General features: G+C 41.7%; 28 protein-coding genes. 27 read left to right on the top strand and 1 reads right to left on the bottom strand.

Translation table 11 applies throughout. The features are described 5' to 3' along the window. Window positions 1–46: 46 nt before the first annotated feature. The 4 genes from glmS to BQ2683_RS12030 all read left to right on the top strand — a co-directional run bounded on the left by glmS (window position 47) and on the right by BQ2683_RS12030 (window position 4311). Window positions 47–1885 carry a glutamine--fructose-6-phosphate transaminase (isomerizing) gene (glmS, locus tag BQ2683_RS12045; RefSeq protein WP_069989242.1) on the top strand — a complete coding sequence of 613 codons (1839 nt, stop codon included), beginning with the start codon at window positions 47–49 and terminating at the stop codon, window positions 1883–1885. Window positions 1886–1910: 25 nt separating this feature from the next. Continuing rightward, window positions 1911–2849 carry a nucleotidyltransferase family protein gene (locus tag BQ2683_RS12040; RefSeq protein ID WP_069989241.1) on the top strand — a complete coding sequence of 313 codons (939 nt, stop codon included), beginning with the start codon at window positions 1911–1913 and terminating at the stop codon, window positions 2847–2849. 16 nt (window positions 2850–2865) lie between these two features. Then, window positions 2866–3486, top strand: a complete 621-nt coding sequence (locus BQ2683_RS12035) for a VanZ family protein (protein ID WP_069989240.1) — start codon at window positions 2866–2868, stop codon at window positions 3484–3486. 102 nt (window positions 3487–3588) lie between these two features. Next, window positions 3589–4311 carry a hypothetical protein gene (locus tag BQ2683_RS12030; RefSeq protein ID WP_069989239.1) on the top strand — a complete coding sequence of 241 codons (723 nt, stop codon included), beginning with the start codon at window positions 3589–3591 and terminating at the stop codon, window positions 4309–4311. Between the two features lie 45 nt (window positions 4312–4356). Here BQ2683_RS12030 and BQ2683_RS12025 read toward each other — a convergent pair whose 3' ends face one another. Then, complete coding sequence (locus BQ2683_RS12025) at window positions 4357–4587, bottom strand: hypothetical protein (protein WP_069989238.1); 231 nt, start codon at window positions 4585–4587, stop codon at window positions 4357–4359. 252 nt (window positions 4588–4839) lie between these two features. Here BQ2683_RS12025 and BQ2683_RS12020 point away from each other — a divergent pair, with 252 nt between their 5' ends. From BQ2683_RS12020 to mobQ, 23 genes are all read left to right on the top strand, one after another. Beyond that, a complete protein-coding gene (locus tag BQ2683_RS12020; RefSeq protein WP_069989237.1) occupies window positions 4840–5082 on the top strand; it encodes a helix-turn-helix domain-containing protein in 243 nt (80 codons plus the stop codon). Window positions 5083–5193: 111 nt separating this feature from the next. Continuing rightward, the gene (gene lexA, locus BQ2683_RS12015) at window positions 5194–5799 is read left to right on the top strand and encodes a transcriptional repressor LexA (protein WP_069989236.1); all 606 of its coding nucleotides are present in this window, start codon (window positions 5194–5196) and stop codon (window positions 5797–5799) included. A 188-nt stretch (window positions 5800–5987) separates the two neighbouring features. Next, window positions 5988–6233, top strand: a complete 246-nt coding sequence (locus BQ2683_RS12010; protein WP_069989235.1) for a hypothetical protein — start codon at window positions 5988–5990, stop codon at window positions 6231–6233. 560 nt (window positions 6234–6793) lie between these two features. Next, window positions 6794–7144 carry a helix-turn-helix domain-containing protein gene (locus BQ2683_RS12005; RefSeq protein WP_069989234.1) on the top strand — a complete coding sequence of 117 codons (351 nt, stop codon included), beginning with the start codon at window positions 6794–6796 and terminating at the stop codon, window positions 7142–7144. Window positions 7145–7336: 192 nt separating this feature from the next. Continuing rightward, window positions 7337–7480 (top strand): hypothetical protein, encoded by a 144-nt coding sequence (locus tag BQ2683_RS13520; protein WP_162840613.1) that lies wholly within the window; start codon window positions 7337–7339, stop codon window positions 7478–7480. A 163-nt stretch (window positions 7481–7643) separates the two neighbouring features. Beyond that, window positions 7644–8285: a sigma-70 family RNA polymerase sigma factor gene (locus BQ2683_RS12000; protein WP_069989233.1), complete on the top strand. Its 642-nt coding sequence runs from the start codon at window positions 7644–7646 to the stop codon at window positions 8283–8285. Between the two features lie 277 nt (window positions 8286–8562). Beyond that, on the top strand, window positions 8563–8691 hold the full coding sequence (locus BQ2683_RS13760; protein ID WP_268873776.1) for a hypothetical protein: 129 nt from the start codon (window positions 8563–8565) through the stop codon (window positions 8689–8691). Window positions 8692–8712: 21 nt separating this feature from the next. Beyond that, a complete protein-coding gene (locus BQ2683_RS11995; RefSeq protein WP_069989232.1) occupies window positions 8713–14703 on the top strand; it encodes a SpaA isopeptide-forming pilin-related protein in 5991 nt (1996 codons plus the stop codon). Between the two features lie 142 nt (window positions 14704–14845). Then, the gene (locus BQ2683_RS13515) at window positions 14846–14989 is read left to right on the top strand and encodes a hypothetical protein (RefSeq protein ID WP_162840612.1); all 144 of its coding nucleotides are present in this window, start codon (window positions 14846–14848) and stop codon (window positions 14987–14989) included. A gap of 95 nt (window positions 14990–15084) precedes the next feature. Further along, window positions 15085–16005 (top strand): DUF6017 domain-containing protein, encoded by a 921-nt coding sequence (locus tag BQ2683_RS11990; RefSeq protein WP_338061278.1) that lies wholly within the window; start codon window positions 15085–15087, stop codon window positions 16003–16005. 24 nt (window positions 16006–16029) lie between these two features. After that, a complete protein-coding gene (locus tag BQ2683_RS11985) occupies window positions 16030–16419 on the top strand; it encodes a hypothetical protein (protein WP_069989230.1) in 390 nt (129 codons plus the stop codon). Beyond that, window positions 16409–16939 (top strand): PcfB family protein, encoded by a 531-nt coding sequence (locus BQ2683_RS11980; RefSeq protein WP_069989229.1) that lies wholly within the window; start codon window positions 16409–16411, stop codon window positions 16937–16939. Before BQ2683_RS11985 ends, BQ2683_RS11980 begins: the two co-directional genes overlap by 11 nt. Continuing rightward, window positions 16936–19509, top strand: coding sequence for a recombinase family protein (locus tag BQ2683_RS11975; RefSeq protein WP_069989228.1), 2574 nt, complete (start codon window positions 16936–16938; stop codon window positions 19507–19509). Before BQ2683_RS11980 ends, BQ2683_RS11975 begins: the two co-directional genes overlap by 4 nt. Next, window positions 19506–19883 carry a TnpV protein gene (locus tag BQ2683_RS11970; protein WP_069989227.1) on the top strand — a complete coding sequence of 126 codons (378 nt, stop codon included), beginning with the start codon at window positions 19506–19508 and terminating at the stop codon, window positions 19881–19883. The genes BQ2683_RS11975 and BQ2683_RS11970 overlap by 4 nt, the downstream gene beginning before the upstream one ends. Before the next feature lie 17 nt (window positions 19884–19900). Then, the gene (locus BQ2683_RS11965; RefSeq protein ID WP_069989226.1) at window positions 19901–20182 is read left to right on the top strand and encodes a DUF6809 family protein; all 282 of its coding nucleotides are present in this window, start codon (window positions 19901–19903) and stop codon (window positions 20180–20182) included. A gap of 115 nt (window positions 20183–20297) precedes the next feature. Beyond that, window positions 20298–20591, top strand: coding sequence for a ferredoxin (locus BQ2683_RS11960; RefSeq protein ID WP_069989225.1), 294 nt, complete (start codon window positions 20298–20300; stop codon window positions 20589–20591). Further along, a complete protein-coding gene (locus tag BQ2683_RS11955) occupies window positions 20569–20859 on the top strand; it encodes a molecular chaperone (protein ID WP_069989224.1) in 291 nt (96 codons plus the stop codon). Before BQ2683_RS11960 ends, BQ2683_RS11955 begins: the two co-directional genes overlap by 23 nt. A 241-nt stretch (window positions 20860–21100) precedes the next feature. Beyond that, entirely contained in the window at window positions 21101–21445 is a 345-nt protein-coding gene (locus tag BQ2683_RS11950) for a PadR family transcriptional regulator (RefSeq protein WP_235843921.1), read from the top strand. Further along, window positions 21442–21900, top strand: coding sequence for a DUF1700 domain-containing protein (locus BQ2683_RS11945; RefSeq protein WP_069989222.1), 459 nt, complete (start codon window positions 21442–21444; stop codon window positions 21898–21900). Before BQ2683_RS11950 ends, BQ2683_RS11945 begins: the two co-directional genes overlap by 4 nt. 2 nt (window positions 21901–21902) lie before the next feature. Further along, window positions 21903–22340 (top strand): DUF6591 domain-containing protein, encoded by a 438-nt coding sequence (locus tag BQ2683_RS11940; protein ID WP_069989221.1) that lies wholly within the window; start codon window positions 21903–21905, stop codon window positions 22338–22340. A gap of 77 nt (window positions 22341–22417) precedes the next feature. Further along, on the top strand, window positions 22418–22723 hold the full coding sequence (locus BQ2683_RS11935) for a DUF3847 domain-containing protein (protein WP_069989220.1): 306 nt from the start codon (window positions 22418–22420) through the stop codon (window positions 22721–22723). Then, entirely contained in the window at window positions 22701–22964 is a 264-nt protein-coding gene (locus BQ2683_RS13470; protein ID WP_159427382.1) for a hypothetical protein, read from the top strand. Before BQ2683_RS11935 ends, BQ2683_RS13470 begins: the two co-directional genes overlap by 23 nt. A gap of 58 nt (window positions 22965–23022) precedes the next feature. Next, window positions 23023–24618, top strand: coding sequence for a MobQ family relaxase (gene mobQ, locus BQ2683_RS11930; protein ID WP_069989219.1), 1596 nt, complete (start codon window positions 23023–23025; stop codon window positions 24616–24618). The last annotated feature ends 1 nt before the right edge of the window (window position 24619 follow it).

Here is a 24619-nt window from a genome sequence, read left to right as displayed (position 1 = left end):
AGATTTATTATAAGGCAAGATTACGAGTAAAAGGGAGTAAATAATTATGTGTGGGATTGTAGGATTTACAGGTAAAGAACAGGCAGCACCTATTTTATTAGAGGGCTTGTCTAAGTTAGAATATCGTGGTTATGACTCTGCAGGAATTGCAGTTCGTGATGGAGATAGGGATGTTGATATTGTAAAAGCAAAGGGACGACTTAAAATTCTTGCTGAAAAAACCAATGATGGGAAGGCAGTAATTGGTTCATGTGGAATTGGTCACACCAGATGGGCAACTCATGGAGAACCATCGGAAAATAATGCTCATCCTCATAGAAGTGATGATGGAAATATTGTAGCAGTACATAATGGCATTATTGAAAATTATCAGGAATTAAAAGAAAAGCTTGTGAGAAAAGGGTATACATTTTATTCCGATACAGATACAGAAGTTGCAGTTAAACTTATTGATTATTATTATACAAAATATGAAGGAACACCAGTAGATGCAATTAATCATGCTATGGTTCGTATTCGTGGCTCTTATGCTTTGGCAGTAATGTTTAATGAATACCCAGAAGAAATATATGTTGCAAGAAAAGATAGTCCGATGATTCTCGGAGTAGAAGATGGGGAATCTTATATTGCGTCTGATGTACCTGCTATCTTAAAATATACAAGAAATGTATATTATATTGGTAACATGGAGATGGCTCGTGTAAGAAAAGGTGAAATTACTTTCTATAATCTTGATGGAGATGAAATTGAGAAAGAATTAAAAACTATTGACTGGAATGCAGAAGCAGCAGAAAAAGCTGGATATGAACATTTTATGATGAAAGAAATCCATGAACAGCCAAAGGTTGTAGGTGATACAATTAATTCTGTTGTGAAAGAGGATTTTATTGATTTATCAAATGTGGGGCTTTCTGAAGAAGATATAAAAGAAATCAGTCAGATTTATATTGTTGCGTGTGGATCAGCTTATCATGTTGGTATTGCAGCACAGTATGTAATTGAAGATTTAGCCAAAATTCCTGTTCGTGTAGAACTTGGTTCTGAGTTCCGTTATAGAAATCCTTTGCTTGATAAGAATGGCTTAGTAGTAGTTATAAGTCAGTCTGGAGAAACAGCAGATAGTTTAGCAGCACTTCGGGAAGCAAAGGAAAAAGGAGTACGAACATTAGGAATTGTAAATGTAGTTGGCTCATCTATTGCCAGAGAAGCTGATTCAGTATTTTATACTTTGGCAGGACCTGAAATTGCTGTCGCTACAACAAAGGCTTATAGTACACAGCTTGTTGCAACTTACGCTTTGGCAATCCAATTTGCAAAAGTTCGTGAAGAAATTTCAGAAGAAAGATATGTTGAGCTTATTAAAGAAGTAAAGACTTTACCAGAAAAAATTGCAAAGATTTTAGAAGATAAAGAACGTATCCAATGGTTTGCATCAAAACAGGTAAATGCCCATGATGTATTCTTTGTTGGAAGGGGCATTGATTATGCAATCTGTATGGAAGGTAGCTTAAAGATGAAAGAAATCAGCTATATTCATTCAGAAGCATACGCCGCCGGAGAATTAAAGCATGGAACAATTTCTTTAATTGAAGACGATATTTTAGTAGTCGGTGTATTGACTCAGCCAGAACTGTACGAAAAAACTATTTCTAATATGCTAGAATGTAAGAGTCGAGGAGCGTATTTGATGGGACTGACTACTTTTGGAAAGTATAACATTGAAGATACAGCAGATTTTACAGTCTACATTCCAAAGACAGATCCACTTTTTGCAACATCACTTGCAGTGATTCCATTACAGTTATTGGGATATTACATCAGTGTAGCTAAAGGCTTGGATGTAGATAAACCACGAAATCTGGCGAAAAGTGTAACTGTAGAATAATTATCTTTAAGGGAAAGAACAAATTATGAGAACAACATTAGTTATCATGGCTGCCGGTCTCGGTTCCCGATTCGGCGGCGGAATCAAACAACTTGCTCCGGTTGGCTTAAATGGAGAAATCATCATGGATTATTCTATCCATGATGCAATCGAAGCAGGCTTCAACAAAATTGTTTTTATTATCCGTAAAGATATTAAGGATGCATTTAAAGAAGCAATCGGTGACCGCATCGAAAAGATTTGCAACAATCTTGATGTGGAGATTGCCTACGCATATCAGGAATTAAGCGAACTTCCAGAAGGTGTGGAGCTTCCTACAGGACGTACCAAACCTTGGGGAACAGGACATGCTGTTCTTGCCTGTAAAGAAGTTTTGCATGAGCCATTTGCAGTTATCAATGCAGATGACTACTATGGAAAGGAAGCATTTGTTAAGCTTCATGATTTCCTTGTAGGCTATACGCCGGAAAAAGCGAATCAGTTCTGTATGGCAGGTTTCATTTTAAAAAATACTTTAAGTGAGAATGGTGCCGTTACCAGAGGTATCTGTGAGACAAATGAGGAAGGCTATCTCACAGCAGTACATGAAACTTCCAATATTGTTAAGACTCCAGAGGGTGCAGCAGTAGATAACGATGGACAGCTCACTTCAATTAATGCAGAATCCTACGCATCCATGAATATGTGGGGACTTACACCGGAATTCATGCAGACTTTAGAAGATGGATTTAAAGAGTTCTTTGCTAACATGGGGGACAAAGATATTTTGAAAGCAGAATATTTACTGCCAATTTACATAGATGAACTTCTTCAGGCAAGCAGAGTTTCCGTAAAAGTGTTAGATACGAATGACAAGTGGTTTGGAGTAACCTATAAAGAAGATAAAGACTATGTAGTGAAATCATTTGCCAAGCTGATAGAAGATGGTGTATATCAGAAGAATTTATTTGAAGATTTGAAATAAATAATAAAGGAGAACGATGGGAAGTAAGATAATCGAAATATTTAATAAGATAGCATATAATGTATTATCAGCATTTTATCAGCCCTTCTGGGCTGCCGTTCTCCTTGCCTTTTTAACAATGTTCTTATATTTATATGGTAAGGAGCATGGGTGGAAAAAGAATAATTTTATCCGAAATATGTTTGCAACATGGTGGAGAGCATTTAGAAGTTCTTCAAATTTTCGCCGGACATTCTTATTAGCTTTTTATACAGCAATGATATTACTCCGAACAGTTTTAAATCGTGAGATATGGTTTGATCCACTTGGAAAGCTTTTGGGAGGATGGGGACTATATGAAGATGGAGAGTTTACAACAGAATCTATAGAGAATTTCATGTTATTTGTTCCATTTTCTATTTTACTATTGTGGGCATTTCAAAAAGAATTACTTGATGAATCTGAGAATATTAGATTTGGAAAAACCGTTTGGGAAGCCACAAAAGTTGTAGCAGTATTTTCTTTTCTGATAGAATTTACTCAGCTATTATTCCATCTTGGAACATTTCAAATATCAGATCTGACCTATAATACACTTGGTGGAGCAGTAGGCGGTGTCATCTATTATTTGGGATATTCCAGAAAGCGAAAGAAATAAAATAAGAAACAGAGGACAGCTATCGGAGCATTAGTCTGGAGCAAGGAAGCCTCTGTTTTAGGTGCAAGATGATTGGATTCACATGAAAATGGGAGTTAAAAAATGGCAGGAAGACCCAAAAAGAAACCAGAATATAATCCAGAACTTCAATTTAATAATTTTCTTCAAGAGTTAAGAGATGTCTATGAAGAAGCAGATTCATTAAGATCACTGGCAGATGAGTTAAATATTAGTCTGCTTAAACTTCGTAAGCTACTTATTACTGCTGATATATTCACATCAGATATATGTACACAAATCAATGATTTGCACCAGTCAGGAAAAAAAATTCCGGAGATTATGAAACTCACAGGTCTTTCCAGAGCATCGGTTCATTCCTATCTGCCCTACACTAAGGGAATTTATAATGCAGCAGAGATAAGTTTAAATGCGGAGCGGTGCCGGGCATATAAGATTCGGCAAGAGCAGGTTCGGCTTCTAAAGGAAATAGCATCAGAAGAAAATTTGTGGCAAGCTGTTATTGCATTTCAGGATTATCCATTTAAAACGGCAACAGGATTACCGTTTCGGTATAAATTAAAGGTTGGCAAAAATGGAGAGTATAACAGAGAGCTGCTGATAGACCGGAGAGAGAAAAGTAAGAGCCTTGCCTGGAGTAGTGTGGTGCTGGCATTTGAAAATAGTAAGAGGATTTCAGAAGAAGTGAAGAAACCGAAGGCACTTGGAGACATTAGAGGAGTTTCATACATTTATCCGATACTATGGCGATTTGGCTTGATCAGAGTGCCGGAAGCAATAGAGAAGAAAATGGGAAAGCAGAGATAAATCCCTGCTTCATTGTTTGCAAGTGATTAGATTAACATGGATATATTAAAGAGTTTCTCGTAAAATAGAAAACGCATCAATGATTCCTTGCTTATAGGCAATACGGACATATTCTATAGATGCAATGTTTTCTGCTGTGATAGCGGCATCAACCGCATCCCATTGCTGGGGAGTTAGATTTAGATCCTGCATTTTTTCATTGGCTTTATTACAGTTTTTCTGAGCTTTTTGATATTTTTTATCTTGTCTGAGTGCGGCAGGTAATCCTGTTTCCATGCGAAAAGAGGCAAGCTGATCCAGAATACTTTCTGTTATGAATGAAATATTCTGTGAGTGCCTTATAGAGATTCTTTTTTAGTTTCTGTTCTTTTTTGCTCATTAGATAAATTCCTCCTTAAAGTTGTGCAAGTAAATAACGGTATAACGTTAATTTATCATCAGTTTGCAGAGGTGTCAACGGCACACCGTTAATAAACGAAAGGAAAATCCTTTATACTGAATATATATTGTGATTTAAGGAGAATTTGCATGACGTATTCAGATGCCATAATAAAGAGATTGACTGATCTGTGTGTTGAGAGAGGGATAACGACAAATAAACTTGCTACATTGTCAGGAATTACGCAATCAACGCTTAATAGTATGATGAGGGGAGAAACAAAGAATCCAAAGCTGAAGACTTTGCGTAAGATTGCTATGGAGTTTAATATGACTGTTTCTGAGTTGCTGGATTTTCCAGAAATGAATGAAATGGAGTTCGAAGACGAATAAAAGAAAATATGTTTGATAAAATTGGGAAAATGTATTGACTTCCGTATATATGTTCGGTATAATACAGCTATCAGAAACGTATCGTTTCCGATAGAAAGGTAAGGTGAAAAGATGCGGCATAAGAGCGAAGAGTTAATGCAGCAGATATTGAATTACGCTGAGAAGTTTTTATTGCTGAATCATCGTTCACCTTATACCAGCGAAATTGCAGATGCGCTCGGTATAGTCAAGAGTACAGTATACAGATACCTCGTTGAGATGAACGAAAGAGGAATGTTGCGCTACCACAATGGGGAGATTGTTACTGAGAGGACGGAGAAGTTATCTCCGGATACAAAACCGGCGGCGGTGCTTGGATCAGTGTCCTGTGGTATGCCGCAGCTTGAGGAGGAATATGTCGAAGAATATGTTTCTCTGCCGGTTTCACTATTTGGAGATGGAGAGTTCTTTATCTTGCGGGCGAATGGAGATTCTATGACTGGAGCAGGTATCAACAGTGGAGATATGGTTGTTATCCGGAAGCAGAATACAGCTTCGGACGGTGATATTGTTGTTGCCCTGGTGGAGAATGAATCGACATTGAAGCGATTTTTTCTTGATACGGAAAGAAGGTGTGTACATTTGCATCCGGAGAATCCGAAGTACCCGGAGATTTACACGCAGAATTGCAGTATTCAAGGTGTTGCTGTTCATGTGATTAAGTCATTGCAAAAGTGATGACAGAGTGATGGCAGCAGGTGTAAGTTGCGATGAGATTGTCAGAGCAGATCCCAGTGAAAACAGGATATAACAGGTGGCATGGCTCGATGCTGCGGAATCGCCTGTTATTTACTCATCAACGGTTTTCAATTTCCCTTATCCGTTTGAGTGATAGTATGTGTAGATATTACTTGGAGGATTGATTGATGAGCGAAGAAGATGTATTAGTTGTAACCTGCCCGGTATGTGGCAAAGTAACTCAGAAAAGTATTTTTACCTATTCAGAAGTGAGATGTCAGAGATGCCACAGAGATCTGACGGCATTTGCAGACCTTGGTGTTGTAGTTGGCATTGATATGAATAAGAAGCGTTCTAAGGAAGATGTAGACCGTCTGGAGCGTTATATGACACATCTGGTAGGCGTGATTCGGAACTGTAAGAGTTCTGATTGAATGACAGCATGGATGGTCAGAAGAGAATATTGGATGCAAAGAATGAGAATATTTATGAACTGTAAGATTGGACAGCAGAATCCTCAGATGCAGCGTAGATATTCAAGAGTTTGCTGAACGTGTTGGAGATGGCACAGAATCATCAGGAACCCGGCAAAACATATGCAGCTATCTGTAAAAAGACAGGAATATTGTCTTTATACAGAAGAGGCATGATGTTTTGCCGTTTTTTTATGTTTAAAAATGGAAATTTATGTGAAAAAACTGTGTATTTGTGGACAAAAAGATTTCAAATGTGTTAAAATTCATTTGCATTAATCGTAACAATTATTTGACTTCACAGACATTTAGAGGTTCGATACTTTTGGTTTATTTCGTTTGATACAGGTGTAGTGTCCTGCCGGAATAAACGGTAAATGTATTTTACACAGACATCATAGGCAGAGGATGACAGAAGTTGTGCCTAATAAGCCTATGATGCATGGAATGTAAAATCTTTGCTGTTTATTCCGGTTTTTTTGTTCTCAGAAGATTATGTCAGAAAGGGGGTATTGCACGATTTGAAAGAGATACGATCAGAAGAACGGATTGCCTTTGGAAATTCGCTGAGCGAGAAGCGTAGGGAAAGTGGTCTTTCTCAGGAAGAACTGGGACAGATCATTGGCAAAAGTTCTAATGCAATATCCCGATATGAGAATGCGGAGAACACTATGGATGTACATACTTTTGCAAAGACAGTGAATGCCTTGAAAATAAGCCCGTATGAGTTGTTACTGGAATTGGAAGAACCGGAGAGAAATCCAGAAGTCGTATCTCTGATTTTTGAACTGGGGAGGCTGGAACATAAGAAACAGAAAGTGGTACTGGAAACAATGAAAGCGATGATAAACAGCCTGTCCTCGATGGAATAGAAAATTTTATGCCGTTGCAGATTCTTTTTTATAAAGAGTTTGCAGCGGTATTTTTTTGCTTTTTTACAGATTCCACAGATGTGGGGTGGAAAGCATGAAGATTCCCCACATCTGATGAGGTATAGCAAAAATGTTTATTTTATAATCATTTCATCAACAGCAGACAGGCTGATAAGAACAGGAGGACAGAAGATGACACTGGAAGAAGAACTGAGATTTCGCCGGATGTGTCCCTATGATGCTTTTGGAGATTACTCGGATGTATTGAAGGAAATTCGCCAAAAAGAGAAGGAGAAAAAGACGGATACCGTATCAGTAACAAATAGAAATAAATAAGACTGGATAAATATGGTGTAACACTTATGCCATGGTTTTCCATAGAGAAGGCAGCAGGCTGGAACTTCGGTTCCGCTAATAAAAAAAATTAGCGGAATCGGGGTCTATTTAGCTTAGCTGCCTTTCTTTTTGCCACCGATTCTGGCAGGAAAGGTGGCAAATTATGCTGACATTAAGAGAGTTAAAGAAAATGATCCAGACACCGGAGAAGAACGAAAAGATACCTACGGATAAGCTACTGAAGGAGAGAAAGATTCCGGTAGTTGCTTCTAAGAAGATTGGAAACGGAGAGAGAATGGCACTCGTAGCGGTGTACCAGAATGGGTATGCGATGTATCAGACAGCAGGAAGGGTAACGGTTTTTCCAGTGAGTAGCTGTCGATATGAGTATGAATCGGTAATGAACGGAAAAACAGTCCGGATGGAAGAAAGTTTCTTTGATGAAAAGGAATGGTATCTGAGTCTGCTAATGATCGGGGAGGACCGTATTGTCAGCAATAGTTTAAGTCGTGACCGTAACCATAAATGTTTTTCTTATCATGCGATTGCAGAAGATTATGGGGAGCTGGAAGACAAACTTACAAAAATAGAGGAACAGGTCAGTCAGGAGCAGATGGTTGAACTGCTGATGAGTGTATTGACGGAAAAACAAAAGGAGATATTGAAAAAGGTTTACTGGGAACAGAAAACGCATAAGCAGATTGCGAGTATGTATGGAATGAGTAGAAGCAGTGTGTCTGATGCAGTGCATAAAGCATTAATGAAAATATCCAGAAGTTTTGATGAAAATGGAGAACCGAGATGATTTTGAGAAAAAAATAAAAAAATTTCAATTTTTGCCGTCCAAACACTCTCTGAAACTTGCAATTAGTGGAGAGGTAAACATCTGAAAGAAAATCTTTAAGATAATCCCAATCCGGCGAACCTTGATAACTGAATAAAAGGTCAGAAGGGAGCGGATGCTCAGTTACGCATTCTGCGACCAGCAAAAGTTTTCTTCTGATCGGAAAATGCTCAATCCTTATTTTTGTTATGCCCGGTTCGCCGGGCGATGACAGTAGACTATGCGCCGGAACTTTTGCATGATGCAGGCTCCGGCGTATGACTGTGCTGTTATCAGAAGTGATGTTCGCACAAATAATTTAAAACGGAGTGATGCTTATGATTGTATCAGACAGGTGAAAGCCTGTAAATCAGTAACAGAAAAATAAAACAAAGTGAGGTATTGAGAAATGAAAGGATCTTGGAAAAGAGTAATGTCTGGTGTGCTGTCTGTTCTTACGATTGCAACCACAGTATTTCAGCCGATTACAACTTATGCAGCAGAACCGGATAATACGGCTTCTTCTTTTGAATCTCAGTATCCGGAACTGGAAACGGTGAAGGATAAACTGGCAGAGGATGAGATTGTGACGGCCAGTGATTATACGGTGGAATATGGTTCTGATTTTGACATCAAAGTTGATTTTTCCGGTATAGAGGGAATCAATGATGCCAAGGTAAAGATAGAACTTTATGAAGCGAAGAATGAAGCAGGTGAAGATTTTGATACAGGCAGGGCAGATACCTATAAAGCAGTTTATAAAGTAGAGCCAGTCAGTGGAAATCCGTCTTATCGTGTCAGCAGAAATGTGACGGTAAGGGAAGCGGAAACGGAAGCCGTAACAATGTCAAATACTTCTGAGAATACTACGGGTGAAGGTAATGCCGGAGAAACAGAGGATATTGGAACTGCAGATGATGAAGAGACGGACAGGCAGACAGAAACAGAAGTAGTGACTGATCTCACAGAAGAATCAGAAACAACAACAGACGAAGAAACTGGACTGACAGTTTCTGATGTGATGGAACAGGCTGACGAGGAAGGAATCGACCTTTATTCTTTAGATGAAGGGGAATCAGTTACTTTTATGGCAAGGGTAGCATCTACGACAAGCACCAAGAAAGTAACAGTGACAAGAGGAGCCTGCTATCAGTATTCTGATTATGGTTACGGAAGTTATTTGACTTATCAGTACACTGTAAAGTTTGGAAGTGTTTCTGCTACTGCTTACTGTATTCAGCCGGAAAAATCCAGTCCAGGAAGTGGAACTTATGATATTACCAAGCTGAGTGATGGTAAGAAACTTGCGAAAGTCTGCTATTACGGAACAAAGGCATCCGGGGATGATGGATTTTTTACAGAAGAGAATGGCTATGGAAATCTGAGTACAGGAGCAAGATTTATTCTGGTGCATCTGGCAGCATCTTATGCCAACAGCGGAGATTCTGCTTTTTCCGGTGCAAGTAGCAAAGCAAAAACACTTGCTATGAAACTGTATAATTACTGTATTTCGCAGCCAAATATTCCAGATGTTGAGATGAGCTTTTCAGATGCGAATGTGACTGCCTATGTAGATGGCAGCAGCCAGAGAACAAAGGAGATTACTTTTAAGGCAGATGAACTGCAAAGTATCACAATGAAACTTCCAAGTGGAGTAAAGCTTCATAATGTGACAACAGGAAAGACAAGCAAGGCAGGAGAGTCCGTAGTGATCAGTGGCGGAACAAAGTTCTATCTGTCTGCACCGCTTACTCAGGTAAGTGATGTAGCAGGAAGCTGGTCCGCGACAATGAAGGGAAGTATCACAAAAGATTATTCTGCTTATAAGATCAGTACCGGTTCTGGTTCACAGGATTTGGCATTGGTATTTGGTGAGGGTGTCGATGATGAAAAGTATGTGGATTTTAAAGTGACATGGGTACAGTATGCCAGTGTGAAAGTCATTAAAAAGGATTCCAAAGCAAATGCAAAACTGTCCGGAGCTGTATTTGGCTTATACAGTGATGCAGATTGTAAGAATCTGATTACAAAACTGCCTGCAACGGATGCGAATGGAGAAGCATCTGCACAGATCGTTAAGACACAGGATACCGTTTATCTGAAAGAAATTACTGCACCAAGCGGTTACCGTATTAATGCTACAGCCTACAATGTGAAGCTGGAAGTCAGCAAGACGACTACGGTAACTGTTCCGGATGAAGAACAGCTTGGACAGCTTACTGTGTATAAAGAGGGTGAAGTCCTCACAGGTGCCGATGTGACAGAAAACGGAACAACATTCCGATATGAAAAACGCCGACAGAAAGGTGCTGTTTATAATGTTTATGCCGGAGCAGATATTACAACTGCTTATGGTACAAAAGTTTACAGTAAAGGTGATCTGGTAAAGGAGAACCTGACAACAGATTCCAATGGTGCTGTAATTCTTAAAAATCTGCATCTTGGTACATATGTTGTAAAGGAAGTACAGGCTCCGTCTGGTTTTTATAATGCAGGGGAAGAAAAGACAGTAAAACTTGCTTATGCAGGACAGAATGTAGAAGTGGTATTTTCTGAAACAACTTTTACGAATGACAGACAGAAAGCAGAAGTTATTGTGACAAAGCAGGATAAGGATACAGAAAATCCTCTGAACGGAGGTATTTTTGGAATTTATGCTGCCAGTGACATTACAAATGTGGACGGTACTGTAGTTGCAAAGAAAGGCACACTGATTGAAAAGGCAACCACTGGAACAGATGGAAAGGCAAAATTCAGTGCAGATCTTCCGCTTGGATTTTCCTATGAAGTTAAGGAAGAACAGGCTCCAACAGGATATGTGAGAAATACGGAAGATGTTTACCAGTTTGCTTTTTTATATACAAACGATAAGGAAGCAAAGGTGACATTTAATCATACTTTTAAAAATGAACGTGTGACAGCAAAGATCTCTTTACAGAAGCTGGATGCAGAAACAAAGAAAGCAGTTCCGCAGGGAGATGCGACTCTGGAAAAAGCAGTTTATGGACTGTATGCCAGAGAGAACATTGTCCATCCGGATGGTGCAACCGGTGTGATGTATAAAGCAGGAGATCAGGTGGCAACACTTACTACGGATGAAAATGGACAGGCTTCCGTCAGCGGGCTGTATCTTGGAAGTTATTATGTGAAAGAGATTACACCACCAACCGGTTATCTGGCAGATGAGAATGAATATGACCTTTCCTGTGATTATGAGGGTGATATGACTGCTGAGGTGAAGCGTGAGTGTACTTCGCTGGAACAGGTAATGAAACAGCCATTTCAGATCATCAAAGCAGCCAATAATGGAAAGACAGATGCGGATTTACTGAAAGGGGCAGGATTTAGTGCTTATCTGGTATCTTCTTTGAAGGTGAAAGAAGATGGCAGTTATGATTTTGATTCTGCAAAACCGGTAGTGATCGGAGATAATGGTGCAACGGAAATCTTTACAGATGAAAAAGGATATGCCTGCAGTATTGCAATCCCATATGGAACATATGTAGTGCGTGAAACAACAACACCGCATAATTATACTCCGGTAGATGATTTTACAGTCAGCATTACAGAAAATAATCCGAACACACCGCAGACATGGCGTGTGCTTTTAGATGATGAATTTGAAGCCAAACTGAAAATTATCAAAAAGGATGATGAAACAAAGAAAGCGGTACTCCAGAAAAATACAGAGTTCAAAATCTATAACATGGACACTGGAAAATATGTGGAGCAGGTAACGACTTATCCAACTACTGTGAAGCATAAGTCTTATTTTACAGATGAGGATGGATATTTGATCCTTCCACAAAATCTGAAAATCGGGCATTACCGCATTGAGGAAGTAAATGCACCTTATGGATATACGCTCAATGAGAATTACTATGAGGTTGATGTAGATTCCAATACAGCATATCAGATGGACGGTACTTCCGGGGATGTGATCATCGAGGTTTCCTATGAGAATCATCCGGTAAAGGGTGAACTTAATATTGTGAAAAAAGGTGAAGTTCTTGATGGCTTTAAAAACGATTTTACTTACCAGAGTGAGAATCTGGAAGGCGCAGTCTTTGAGGTTTATGCGGCAGAAGATATTTATACTGCGGATTTCCAGAAAGATGACAATGGAAACCGTATCTTAGAGTATGCTGCCGGAACACTGGTAGGAACGGTTACAACTGATAAAGATGGAAAGGCACAGATTGCGGATCTTCCTCTTGGAACTTATAAAGTTGTCGAAAAGACAGCACCAGATGGTTTTGTGTTAAATGAGGAAGCACAGACAGTTACTTTCTCTTATAAAGATCAGGATACAGCAGTGATCGAGCAGACAGCAGCCTTTGACAATGACCGTCAGAAGGTAGAAGTATCTGTTGTGAAAAAAGATGCAGAAACGGATGCGGTTGTTGCTGGTGCAGAGTTTGGTCTGTATGCGAAAGAGGATATTCTGGCACATGAAAATGTGATTGTGAAAGCAGATACACTTCTTGGAAAAGCAGTAACCGATGAAGATGGCAATGCAGTCTTTGACCTTGACCTGCCATTTGGCAAATATTATATCAGAGAACTTGCAGCACCGGCAGGTTATGTGTCTTCGGATGAAACATTGGATGTCACTGCAGCTTATCAGGGACAGGATGTGAAAGTAGTAAAACTTGCATCTGAATTTAAAAATCAGCCGACCAAAATCACAGTGAAAAAATCTGACATTACAACAGGAGTTGAACTTTCCGGAGCAACACTGACAGTTCTCGATAAGGATAAAAATGTAATAGATACATGGAAATCTGTAAAGGGTGAGGAACATCTGATTGAGCGGCTGACTGTGGGTGAAACATATACTCTTCGTGAAGAAATGGCTCCTTATGGTTATCTGAAAGCGGAGGAGATTACCTTTACTGTAGAGGATACTGCTGAAATCCAGAAAGTGGAAATGAAAGATGATGTGCCGACTGGAACTCTGATTATCAATAAGAAGGGTGAATTTCTGGAAAAAGTATCTGCACTTGATTCCGTAGGTGGATGGCTCAGCCATTTATTTGAATATATTTCCGGTTCCCTGAAAGAAGTTACTTTTGAGGTTTATGCACTGGAAGATATTAAAGCTGCGGATGGTGAGAGTGAAGATTATTACAAGAAAGATGATCTGATAGCAACGATCACGACAGATGAAACAGGAGTGGCAAAACTGACAGATCTTCCGCTTGGCAAATATTATGTCAAAGAAAAGGAAACGGCAAACGGCTATGTACTGGATGGTACAGCTCGTGAGATTGACCTGACATACCGGGATCAGGATACTGCCGAGGTAACTTATTCTTCCGACTGGCAGAATAACCGTCAGAAAGCGGAAGTAAAGGTGCTGAAAAAAGAAAAGGATTCTGACAGGGTACTGGAAGGTGCAGTATTCGCTCTTTGCAATAAAGAGGACATTGTAAATGCAAATGGTGATGTCATTCTGAAAGCAGATACCGTTATTGAGGAGCAGGCTACGGACAAAGAGGGAAAACTGACATTTACGGCAGATCTTCCGATTGGTTACACTTACTATGTCAAAGAAACTTCCCCGGCACCGGGATTTGCAACAACGGATCAGGTACAGGAGTTTACTTTTGAATATGATGGTGCAGATAAGGAAACACTGTCTTATGAGTTTACCTTTGAAGATGAACCAACAGTTGTGGAGATTACAAAAACTTCTTTGACTGATGGAAAGGAACTGGAAGGGGCGAAACTGGAAGTGACGGATGAAGATGGCAAGGTAGTAGATTCATGGACTTCCGGGAAAGAGGCTCATATCATTAAAGAGCTTGTTGCAGGAAAAAAGTACACTCTGACGGAGACAAAACCGGCAGATGGCTATGTGACTGCGGAGAGTATTACTTTTACAGTAGAAGATTCTTCTAAAGCACAGAAAATCGAGATGAAGGATGATGTGACGAAAGTGCAGATTTCCAAAACGGATATTTCTGGGAAGGAACTTCCGGGAGCGAAGCTGACCATTCTTGACAAAGACGGAAAGGTCGTAGAAAGCTGGACTTCTGAAGAGAAAGCACACTATATCGAGATGCTTCCGATCGGAGAATATACGCTTCGTGAAGAAACAGCACCGGACGGTTATCTGGTGGCAGAGGATGTGAAATTCACTGTAAAAGATACCGGGGAAATTCAGAAAGTTGTGATGAAGGATGAAGCCAAGCCGACGGAAACGCCAACGGAGACATCAACAGAAACTCCTTCTGAGACACCGGAAACAACGGATACTCCATCCAGTACAATATCCACTGATGCACCAAAAACAGGTGATAACACACCTGTGATGTTCTGGATTCTGCTTGCAGGATTAGGAATGATCGGATTTGGAACATCTGCGGTATATTTACGTAAAAAAAGGAAAAAATAAGTAAACTGTAAGGTTTTGAAACAGGATAGGGGCATTTATGGGCAAAAACAGTTCATAAATGCCCTTTTTCATAACAGATGTATCTGTGGAAAGCTGGTAGTGGCAGGTTCCCAGAAAAAGAAGAACAGGAGGAACAGATAAAATGAAAACAGTATTGATCGCTGCATCTGTTGCGGTGTTTTTAGTATATGGATTTGTCATGTACTGCTGTATCAAAGTAGGTGCAGAATCGGAGAAAGACTATGACAGACTGACAAAGGGTGAGGGAAAGGAAAATGGCGGTTAAGAATCATTGGAAGCCATGTAAGGGCTGTCCTTATGGCAAATATCATCCCTGCCTTGGATATTGTATTGCAAAAATACTGAAAGAAGTGAAGGCGCATCGGAACACCGGATAAAGACTGCATATTTCCGTACCATTATGGGGAGGAAGCAGAACAATATACTTTTTACCGGATTCCTAAAGTTCTTTTTACCAGTCCGAAGTTCAGAAAGTTGTCCTGTGAGGCAAAACTGCTGTATGGATTGTTACTCGACCGGATGCAGCTTTCAGTGAAGAACCGATGGCTGGATGCAGATGGAAAGGTTTATATCTATTTTTCCCAGGAACAGATTGCGGAAATGATGGGTTGTGGGCTGAAAAAGGTCGGAAGCCTGCTTGCGGAGCTTGACAGCAGAAAGGGAATCGGATTGATAACGAGGATACGGCAGGGTTTGGGAAAACCGGACAGGATTTATGTACGACGGTGCATCTGTGTAGATTTATCAGAAGGGAATATCCAGACATGTCAAAATGACATTTCTGGATATATCAAAATGGCAGATACAGATATGTCCAAAGTGCCTGGTAATGATACTGATAAGAATAAGACTGAGATAAATGATACTGAGTATCTATCTTTTCTTTCTGCGGATGAGAGTGAAGAAAGCCGCAGGAAACAGATAGAAAGAGAAGCGTATTACAAAATTATCTGTCATAACATCGGGTACGAGTACCTGATAGAAGAATGTGACAGGGAAATGCTGAATGAGATTGTTGCATTGGTGGTGGATGTTATCAGTTCAGACCGGGAATTTATCTGGATTGGCAGAGACAGGAAACCATTTGATGTGGTAAAAAGTCAGTTTTTAAAATTAAATGCAGAACATATCCGGTTTGTGATGAAATGTCTAAGAGAAAACACCAGTAAAGTGGTGAATATCCGGCAGTATCTTCTCACAGTTTTGTATAATGCACCACTTACGATTAGTAATTATTATTCCGCATTGGTGCAGCATGATATGTATGGTAATGAAGATTGATTCGACATAAAGGAGCAGACGAAAATGAAAGAAAAGGATAAAGTGCTTCAGGCATTATGTGATGGTCTGGGCGAAAATTATAAACTTATGGAGATTGACCTGGAGCTTTGTATTTACAGAAACTTTGGAAATCGCTTTGAAGTAGAAGTCAGTGGAGTACATACAGCCAAGCAAAATAAAAAAGCAACAATCTACCTGTGGTGTATGGATGAAACAGGTGCCCATGGGTACATCATTAAAAAAGTTGGTGAAGTTCCAAGAAACAAAATTGGTAAAACGGTGGAGGAACTGTATGAATACAGTGAGAACCTGATCAGCCAGGGATATGACTGTTATGAGAAAGTACAGGCTTATCTGAAAGAGCTGGTAAAGAAAGAACAGATTAAGAAAGAGGAGGACAACGGTGCAAGATGAAGTAAATGAAAAAACGGTATCCCTGTGTATCCGGGGTGGAAAGATAACTGCCCAGTTGCTTAAAGCTGCCATGAGAAAAGCTCTTGCCCAGATGGAACAGGAGAAAGCAAAACAGAAGCAGCAGAGTAAAGTAGAAAAACAGCAGGATGACAAGACGAAGGATAAATCTTATCGAGGAAAACAAACCATGGATAAGCTGATGCGGCAGAATGTACAGCTTTCCAATATTGAAATTACTGATGGGAATATCAAATCTTTTGAACGGGTGGCGAAAAAGTACAGTATTGATTTCAGTCTGAAAAAAGATACGACAGCAAAGCCGCCGAGATATTTTGTTTTCTTCAAAGCAAGGGATGCAGATGTCATGACCGCAGCATTTAAGGAATATACTGGTAAATCTCTCAATAAGACAAAGAAACCGTCTGTAAGGACAAAACTGAAGGATGCGATCACACAGGCGAAGGATAAGAACCGAGAACGGGAGAAAACGAAGCAGAAAGAAAAGGAGCCGACACTATGAACCGATTTCAGAAGATGCGTAAAGTATGCAAGGGGTATCTGGAGAGAATCCCGCCACTGCTTATGCAAGGCTTTCAATGGGGAGCTGACTGGCTGAGAGAAAAAATCTTAGATTTAGGGGAGTATCTGAAAAGAAATTCCCTGCGGATACTGGCATTGAATACTCCTTATGTCATAATCTTTTATCTGGTAGATAAAGAAGCATGGCTGTATCAGTATTGTCAGGGAGATTCATCGGTGGAACGGCTGATGGTGCTGCTTTTGAATTTTCAAATGGCATTTACTTCTGTTCTGCCAAGCATAGAAAAGATGCCACTACTGGCAGGTTTTACCGGGGCATTGGCTGTAAAACTTCTGGTTATGATGAAGATGAAAAATGCCAAAAAGTTCCGACAGGGAGAAGAGTATGGTTCGGCAAGATGGGGAACTGCAAAAGACATTGCACCCTTCATTGATCCAATATTTGAAAACAATATTCTTCTTACTATGACGGAAAGGCTGACCATGAACAGCAGACCAAAGCTGCCGAAATTTGCAAGGAACAAGAACGTGATTGTAATCGGTGGCTCCGGTTCCGGTAAGACGAGATTCTATGTAAAGCCGAATCTGATGCAGATGGGAAAATACATCAGTTATGTCGTGACCGATCCCAAGGGTTACAATAATATAGGACAGAGAAAAAGTCACACGGTAAGACAAAATCTTCTGCCATGTGGCTTTTTCTGTACCCTATATGAATTTCCAGAAAGGAGGAAGCCAATGGAAACCAAGAAAACCAAGTACACAGCCCTCTATGAGCGATTGAGCCGTGACGATGAAATGCAGGGCGAATCCAACAGCATTACCAACCAGAAGAAATATCTGGAAGAGTATGCACGATCACAGGGATTTAAGAATATCCGCCATTTCACGGACGATGGTTATAGTGGCGTTGATTTTAACCGCCCCGGCTTTCAAGCTCTGATTGCCGCAGTCGAAGTAGGAGAAGTCGATATTGTCTGCGTAAAGGATATGTCGAGGTTTGGGCGTAACTATCTGAAAGTCGGCTTTTACACGGAAATCATGTTCCCCGAAAAAGGTGTCCGATTTATCGCTATCAACAACGGCGTGGATAGTGCCAATCCAAGCGAAAATGACTTCACTCCGTTTTTGAATATCATGAACGAGTGGTACGCAAAGGACACAAGCAACAAAATCCGTGCCATCTTCCGTTCAAGGATGCAGGACGGAAAACGATGCAGCGGTGCTATCCCTTATGGCTATAAGCGTGACCCGGAGGACAAGAACCATCTGCTGATTGACGAGGAAGCCGCAAAGGTAGTCCGCAGGATATTCCAGATGATTATTGACGGCATGGGGACAAAGGCGATTGCAAATAGGCTGTCTGAGGAAAAAGTGCTGATACCGTCTGCCTATCTGGAACAATCTGAGCATGGAGAGAGCCGAAACCACAGCTACCATGACCCCTACCGTTGGAACTGTACCGCAGTTGCCTACATTCTTGAAAAGCAGGAATACATGGGGCATACCGTGTTGGGCAAGACCATCTGCGAGAACTTCAAGACCAAGAAGCGAAGAAAAGCCACTCCCGATGAACTTATCATCTTTGAGAATACCCATGAAGCCATTGTCGATGAAGAAACATGGCATCTGGCACAGAAGCTCCGCAGGAAAACAAAGCGAACTCTGGCAAATGGGACTTACTCACACCGACTGTCTGGACTGGTTTACTGTTCGGATTGCGGAAAACGCCTTTCATATGCAAGCCCCCACTCACAGCACAGAGCAGACGGAAAGACCTACGATGCAGACAGCAACTTCCGCTGTCCGACCTACAAATCTATGTACGGCGAGTGTACGATGCACTTTATCAAGGCATCCACTCTGGACAGTCTGGTGGATGAAGCTATCCGCAAGGTTGCCGCCTATGTGCTGAAAGATGAACAGGCATTTTTACAGCAAGTCAAAGAGCTTACAAGTGCCAGTCAAGCAGTTGTGCAGACCGACAGCAAAAAGGAGCTTGTGACCGCAAAAAAGCGTATTGCAGAACTGGATAATTTCATCAAGAAACTCTATGAGGGCAACGCATCCGGCAAGATACCCGACAGGCAGTTTGAAAAGCTCATGGCTCAGTATGACACCGAGCAACAGGAGCTTGAAGCGAGGGTAGCTGAAATCGAAGCGAAAATCAGCGAACTCCGGCAGGAGGAAGAAAGAGGAGAAATGTTTGTCCGACTGGTAAAGCGATACCGTGACTTTACGGAAATCACACAGACCATGCTCAACGAGTTTATTGACAAAATCGTTATCTTTGAAGCCACAGGCGGCAGAACGGTCAACCGCAGCCAGAGGATTGATATTTACTTCAATTTTATCGGTCAGTTTGTGTTGGAAGATACCGAAGAAGAAATCCTGTCAAAACAGGAGGAAGAAAATCGACTGGCAGAACTCAAAGAGCAGAAACGCAAAGACCGCAGGAATGAGACTGTCCGCAGATACAGACAGCGTAAAAAAGAGAAAAAAGCCGCAGAAGCGGAAGCCGAGAAAACGGCAGAAAGGAATATCGCATGAAAGAATTGAAGCCCCGAATCCATGAAAACGGTATCGACTACATCCTTGTAGGCGATTACTATGTGCCGGACTTGAAGCTGCCGGAGGAACACCGCCCCATCGGAAAATGGGGAAATCTCCACAGGGCATATTTGAAACAGTATCGCCCTGCCGAGTATTCCACCCTTGTTCTCTCCTGCAAGCTGCATACTTACCTTGCTGATCTGAATGAACAGGCAACGGCAAGATGCGACTGCATCATCGAGCAGATGAAGAAAGCGGAGAATGTGACCGAAGCTCTGAAAGCTATCGACCAGATGTTATGGGTGCAAGCCATGAACTCCATCCGCAACCGAGCCGAGGAAATCGTCAAGCACGAAATGATTTACTGCTGAGAAAGGAGCGTGAACTTATGATTTTAGATGCCATCTTTGACGGGCAGATTTATCCGTCAGAAACTGTTGTTCCGAAATGCAAAGCATTTTGGGAAGCCAACGAAGCCGCAACAACTATTATGAGCTACTTTGAACAGAAGTTAAGCAAAGAGGACTATGAGAAGTTGGAAAGGCTCAATGACCGTCTGGCAGACAGCCAGAACATTCAGAACAAAGAGCAATTCAAGTATGGTTTTGCTATGGGCGTTCTGCTGATGAAGGAAGTCTATGAGCATCCAGAGTTTAAGCCGAAAGAATAAGCCGAATTTCATAAGTCCAGACCCAACAATTTCATATCGTAAACAAAGCGACAGGCATTTCCTTGTGAAGTCTCTGTCGCTTTTATTTTTACCAACATTCAAGGAGGAAAACACTATGAAAATGAACCTTAACGAAATGGAAGCCCTGTATGCCTTTGGTTGCCCTAACCGCAAAGCCACTATTGAGCGTTTGCGTTTGGTAGCTGCCATTGCTCCCGATCCTGCGGCGAAGAAGCTGTTTTATATGCTCTCCATCAAGCTGAGTGCAGAGGGTGCGGACAGATGGTATCGCTGCTTCTACCACAATCTGCGTGTACGAATGGATGAATACTACCACGACAAGGCAGTTATGGAGCGTGTGCTGAATGACCGCAGAGAGGATTGCTATGGCGAAGCTGACGAAGTATGAAAAGGAAACCATCGTCCTGTTCAACGAGGGCGAGGACACAGCACACATCCAGACCTACAACGCCGGACTGAGAAACAGACTGGCATCGTTCTCCAAGAAGTACCCCGACCTCTGCCGACTGGATAAGACTTATGACCAAGGCGGCGTGACCTATGTTCTGGACAAATCCCGACTGTCCATCCGTCTGCAACCGCCGTACAGCGAGGAACGCAGACGAAAAGCAAGCGAGAACGCCAAGCAAAACGGTTTCGCCAGTCAGACGGAATAATGTAGCGTTTAGGGTTGATATGCGGTCAAAATGTCGGGTCTGTATCCGATGTTTTGACCGCAAGTACATAGGGATGTATAAGGTATCGAATATGACGAAAATGTAAAATTTACCGCTATAGATGTGAATTTCTTTCAAACTATATTGACTGAACTTGCAGACCGTAGTATAATTAGTTTTGCTATTTAGGGATGCTAATTAGCAAAACTAAAGTGAGGTAGAGAGTATGGATAATAAGTATGTGCAACAATTCAAAAAAGGCTCTCTTGAAATGATACTCTTATCCTTAATCGGACGCAAAGAAACCTATGGCTATGAAATTATCACAGAGTTAAATAACAGTGCGTCTGTTTTGGGATATGCGAAAGAGGGGACGATTTACCCTATTCTGTATCGCTTGCAGGAGGCAGAGCTAATTCAATGTCGTTTAGCACCAGCGGCAGCTAATGGTGGCTCTAAGAAATATTACTCCCTTACTCCCAAAGGAAAGGAAGTTTTACAGGAATTGATTATGTTTTGGGCAAGCTACACAGATTGCGTAAATGGCTTTATCGCCAGCTATCAACAAACGGAGGTGTCAGAATGAAAGAACAATATATTAAGCAGGTTGAAAAGGAATTGAATTTATCACGCAAAGCCAAAACTGAGGTTGTGCGTGATCTGAATGAAATCTTTGCTTCTGCTGCAGAGCATGGAGAAACTGAACAACAGGTAATCGAAAGGTTGGGGACACCAAAAGAATTTGCTGACAATACAGCAGAACAGTTTGGAATTGATAATTCTGCTCCCCAGAAACGAAAAGGGATTATTTCAAGCGTTACTTCCCTTGTGGTAGCTGTTGTTGCTTTTGTAATTTATGCTACTGCAAAATCTGATAAAGTGCCAGATGGAGCTATCGGGCAAGCAGACGCAATGACAAACATTCAAGTTGAGGGGACTTTCGGTTTTGATGCATCACAAGTCATTTTAGTGGTCGGCATAATCGCTGTTACATTTGCTGTCATTCAGATTATCCGAACAGTCCGAAACAACAGGAGGTAACTATGAAAAAATATATTTCAATACTTGCGGTTTTACTTATGCTGTCATTGACAGCGTGTTCCAACCTGGGAACAACACCAACTGGCACAGGAAACACAAGCAATACACAATCTGAAAGTATTACGATGCTTGATGAGGGTGTATGGCCTGTGAATGAATACACAGAGGGACTTCCTGTTCCGTCCGGTACAGTTGCGTGGGCTATGCTCGATACAGAACACGAGAATTGCAGTATCAGCATTGTAGATATAGACGAAAGTGCTTATAACGAATATATGGAGCTGTTGAAACAAGAAGGCTTCTCCGTGATTGAGGATGTATCAGAAGAAATCAAGGGACAGGACTATGTTTCTATTGGTACGCTTCTATCTAATGACGAAAAAGGATTGAGTATCAGCTACATACCCGATAATTTAACTATTTACATTTCATTTGAATAATGACTAAGCCAAAGGCGATCAACCGTAAAAAGTTGGTCGCTTTTGTTTTATCCATTATTGCGAAAGGAGTTGACCCGATGTCCAATGAGAAGTTGGAAAAGCTGAAACGAGAACAGTATGTTGCGGAGAAAAAGCTGACCGCAGCCAAGCACAAGGAAAAGCGACTGGAAAGCGAAATCAAGCGACTGACCCGAAGCGAGAGAACCCACCGCCTTTGTACTCGTGCCGGAATGTTGGAAACCTTTTTGAGAGAACCGACCATTCTGACGGACGATGATGTGATGGAGCTTCTGACTTTCATCTTCCACAGCGAAGCGGTTCAAAAGAAGCTGAATATGCTGATTGCGAACCGAAAGGAAAATGAGCAACCGAACGGGAGCTAAAAACCCTGTTGAGAAACAGGGCGCAATTATACACCACCTAAAGATGGTGATTGCGTTCTGCCGAAAGCCCCTTGCAGGGAGCTTGATGATTTCCGCAAAAGACCTTTGCTCCAATCATCCAGAGGAAGCTACACTTCCCCTGCGCTGTCTTGCGACAGCTACCCCTTTGTGGACTTGCCGCCCAGGAACGATTGCAAGGCAATCATTCACCGTCAGCAAGTTTTATACTTTCCCCATCTGACCGCTGCTGAAAAGTATCGGTCATTTTTTATTGCACCGAGAAAGGAGGTTCAAACAAAATGCCAGTACCCCATCTGAACATACGAATTGTTCAGAGAAGCAAAGGCAACTCTGCCGTTGCCGGAGCCGCCTACCAAGCCGGAGATAAATTGTTTTCCGAGTATGACCAGAAGCACAAAGACCACCGCAGAAAACAGCATGAGGTTGTTTACACGGAAATCATGCTCCCAACCAATGCACCACCCGAATACGCAGACCGAGCTACACTCTGGAACTCTGCCGAGGAAGTGGAGAAGCAATGGAACTCACAGCTTGCAAGGCGTTTCGTTGTTGCCCTGCCGAGAGAAATGCCACTTGAAATGTGTCCGCAGATGATGCAGGAATACTGCAATGAGCATTTCGTGTCCAAAGGAATGTGTTGTGATTTTGCAATCCATGACCCAGATCCTCCGGGACACAATCCCCATTGCCACATCATGCTGACCATGCGAGCCATTGATGAAAACGGAAAGTGGATGCCCAAGAGCCGAAAGGTTTATGACCTTGACGAGAACGGCGAGCGTATCAAGCTCCCGTCCGGCAGATGGAAAAGCCATAAGGAAGATACCGTTGACTGGAACGAACAGTATCATGCCGAGGAATGGAGACACGGATGGGAAGTCATTCAGAATAAATATCTGGAGCTTGCCGGAAGTGCTGAGCGTGTGGATATGCGTTCCTATGAAAGACAGGGACTTGATATTATCCCGACTGTTCACATGGGAGCCGCTGTCTCTGCTCTGGAACGCAAGGGCATTGAAACCAATATCGGCAATCTGAACCGAGACATTAAAGCCGCTAACCGCATGATGAACGCTATCCGCAGTACCATCAAAAGTCTGCGAGACTGGATTGCGGATATTCTGGAAGCGACCAAAGAAGCCTTTGCAGAAGTGGAAGCCGAAAAGAAAAATGCTTCGCCCAATCTCTCCAATCTGCTCCGTGATTATATGAATCTGCGAAAGTCAGAACGCAGCGAATGGTCGAGGTACGGACAGCAGAAAGGCACAGCCGATGATTTGAAAGCTGTCTCCAAAGCTCTGATCTATTTGAAAGAACATGAGCTTTTCACTCTGGAAGATTTGGACACCGCCCTGCAAGGTGTGAATGAGAAAGCCGGAGCAATCAGCAAGGAAATGAAAACCGCATCGAACCGAATGAAAGTCATTACCGCTATTCAGACTGCGGTTGCCGATTGCAAGACCCACAAGGCAGTCCATGACAAATATCTGAAAATCGGTTGGAAAGCAAGGCAAGCCGCTTATGCAGAAAGTCACAAGGACGAACTGGATAGCTTCAACAAGGCGTTCCGTTATCTGAAAAAACAGGGCGTTGATTTGAATGTCAATCTGGATGCCCTGCAAACAGAGTATGACAAACTGAAAGCAACCCACACCGAGCTTGCCGGACAGCTTGCTACGGTCAAAGAGGAATTACAGCCGATGAAAGATATTCGCTACTGGGTCGGCAAAGTCCTCACGCCGGAACAGGCAGTTGAGAAGAAACCCGAACCGAAACACTCCGTAACGGAGAAAATGAAGTTCCTGCAGGAGCAGGGCAAGAAACAGCCGGAGCAAAAATCTCCGCAGCACAAAAAACAGAATATGGAACTCTAAC

Source organism: Massilioclostridium coli, from assembly GCF_900095865.1.
GTDB lineage: Bacteria > Bacillota > Clostridia > Oscillospirales > Ruminococcaceae > Massilioclostridium > Massilioclostridium facile.
Note: the sequence above shows the minus strand (reverse complement) of the source record. Positions and strands in the feature narration are given on the sequence as shown.

Bases quoted from the DNA above. Each gene is read 5' to 3' on its own strand.
- glmS (WP_069989242.1), top strand. From the start codon at position 47: ATGTGTGGGATTGTAGGATTTACAGGTAAAGAACAGGCAGCACCTATT.
- BQ2683_RS12040 (WP_069989241.1), top strand. From the start codon at position 1,911: ATGAGAACAACATTAGTTATCATGGCTGCCGGTCTCGGTTCCCGATTC.
- BQ2683_RS12035 (WP_069989240.1), top strand. From the start codon at position 2,866: ATGGGAAGTAAGATAATCGAAATATTTAATAAGATAGCATATAATGTA.
- BQ2683_RS12030 (WP_069989239.1), top strand. From the start codon at position 3,589: ATGGCAGGAAGACCCAAAAAGAAACCAGAATATAATCCAGAACTTCAA.
- BQ2683_RS12025 (WP_069989238.1), bottom strand. From the start codon at position 4,587: ATGGAAACAGGATTACCTGCCGCACTCAGACAAGATAAAAAATATCAA.
- BQ2683_RS12020 (WP_069989237.1), top strand. From the start codon at position 4,840: ATGACGTATTCAGATGCCATAATAAAGAGATTGACTGATCTGTGTGTT.
- lexA (WP_069989236.1), top strand. From the start codon at position 5,194: ATGCGGCATAAGAGCGAAGAGTTAATGCAGCAGATATTGAATTACGCT.
- BQ2683_RS12010 (WP_069989235.1), top strand. From the start codon at position 5,988: ATGAGCGAAGAAGATGTATTAGTTGTAACCTGCCCGGTATGTGGCAAA.
- BQ2683_RS13520 (WP_162840613.1), top strand. From the start codon at position 7,337: ATGACACTGGAAGAAGAACTGAGATTTCGCCGGATGTGTCCCTATGAT.
- BQ2683_RS12000 (WP_069989233.1), top strand. From the start codon at position 7,644: ATGCTGACATTAAGAGAGTTAAAGAAAATGATCCAGACACCGGAGAAG.
- BQ2683_RS13760 (WP_268873776.1), top strand. From the start codon at position 8,563: ATGATGCAGGCTCCGGCGTATGACTGTGCTGTTATCAGAAGTGATGTT.
- BQ2683_RS11995 (WP_069989232.1), top strand. From the start codon at position 8,713: ATGAAAGGATCTTGGAAAAGAGTAATGTCTGGTGTGCTGTCTGTTCTT.
- BQ2683_RS13515 (WP_162840612.1), top strand. From the start codon at position 14,846: ATGAAAACAGTATTGATCGCTGCATCTGTTGCGGTGTTTTTAGTATAT.
- BQ2683_RS11985 (WP_069989230.1), top strand. From the start codon at position 16,030: ATGAAAGAAAAGGATAAAGTGCTTCAGGCATTATGTGATGGTCTGGGC.
- BQ2683_RS11975 (WP_069989228.1), top strand. From the start codon at position 16,936: ATGAACCGATTTCAGAAGATGCGTAAAGTATGCAAGGGGTATCTGGAG.
- BQ2683_RS11970 (WP_069989227.1), top strand. From the start codon at position 19,506: ATGAAAGAATTGAAGCCCCGAATCCATGAAAACGGTATCGACTACATC.
- BQ2683_RS11965 (WP_069989226.1), top strand. From the start codon at position 19,901: ATGATTTTAGATGCCATCTTTGACGGGCAGATTTATCCGTCAGAAACT.
- BQ2683_RS11960 (WP_069989225.1), top strand. From the start codon at position 20,298: ATGAAAATGAACCTTAACGAAATGGAAGCCCTGTATGCCTTTGGTTGC.
- BQ2683_RS11955 (WP_069989224.1), top strand. From the start codon at position 20,569: ATGGCGAAGCTGACGAAGTATGAAAAGGAAACCATCGTCCTGTTCAAC.
- BQ2683_RS11945 (WP_069989222.1), top strand. From the start codon at position 21,442: ATGAAAGAACAATATATTAAGCAGGTTGAAAAGGAATTGAATTTATCA.
- BQ2683_RS11940 (WP_069989221.1), top strand. From the start codon at position 21,903: ATGAAAAAATATATTTCAATACTTGCGGTTTTACTTATGCTGTCATTG.
- BQ2683_RS11935 (WP_069989220.1), top strand. From the start codon at position 22,418: ATGTCCAATGAGAAGTTGGAAAAGCTGAAACGAGAACAGTATGTTGCG.
- BQ2683_RS13470 (WP_159427382.1), top strand. From the start codon at position 22,701: ATGAGCAACCGAACGGGAGCTAAAAACCCTGTTGAGAAACAGGGCGCA.
- mobQ (WP_069989219.1), top strand. From the start codon at position 23,023: ATGCCAGTACCCCATCTGAACATACGAATTGTTCAGAGAAGCAAAGGC.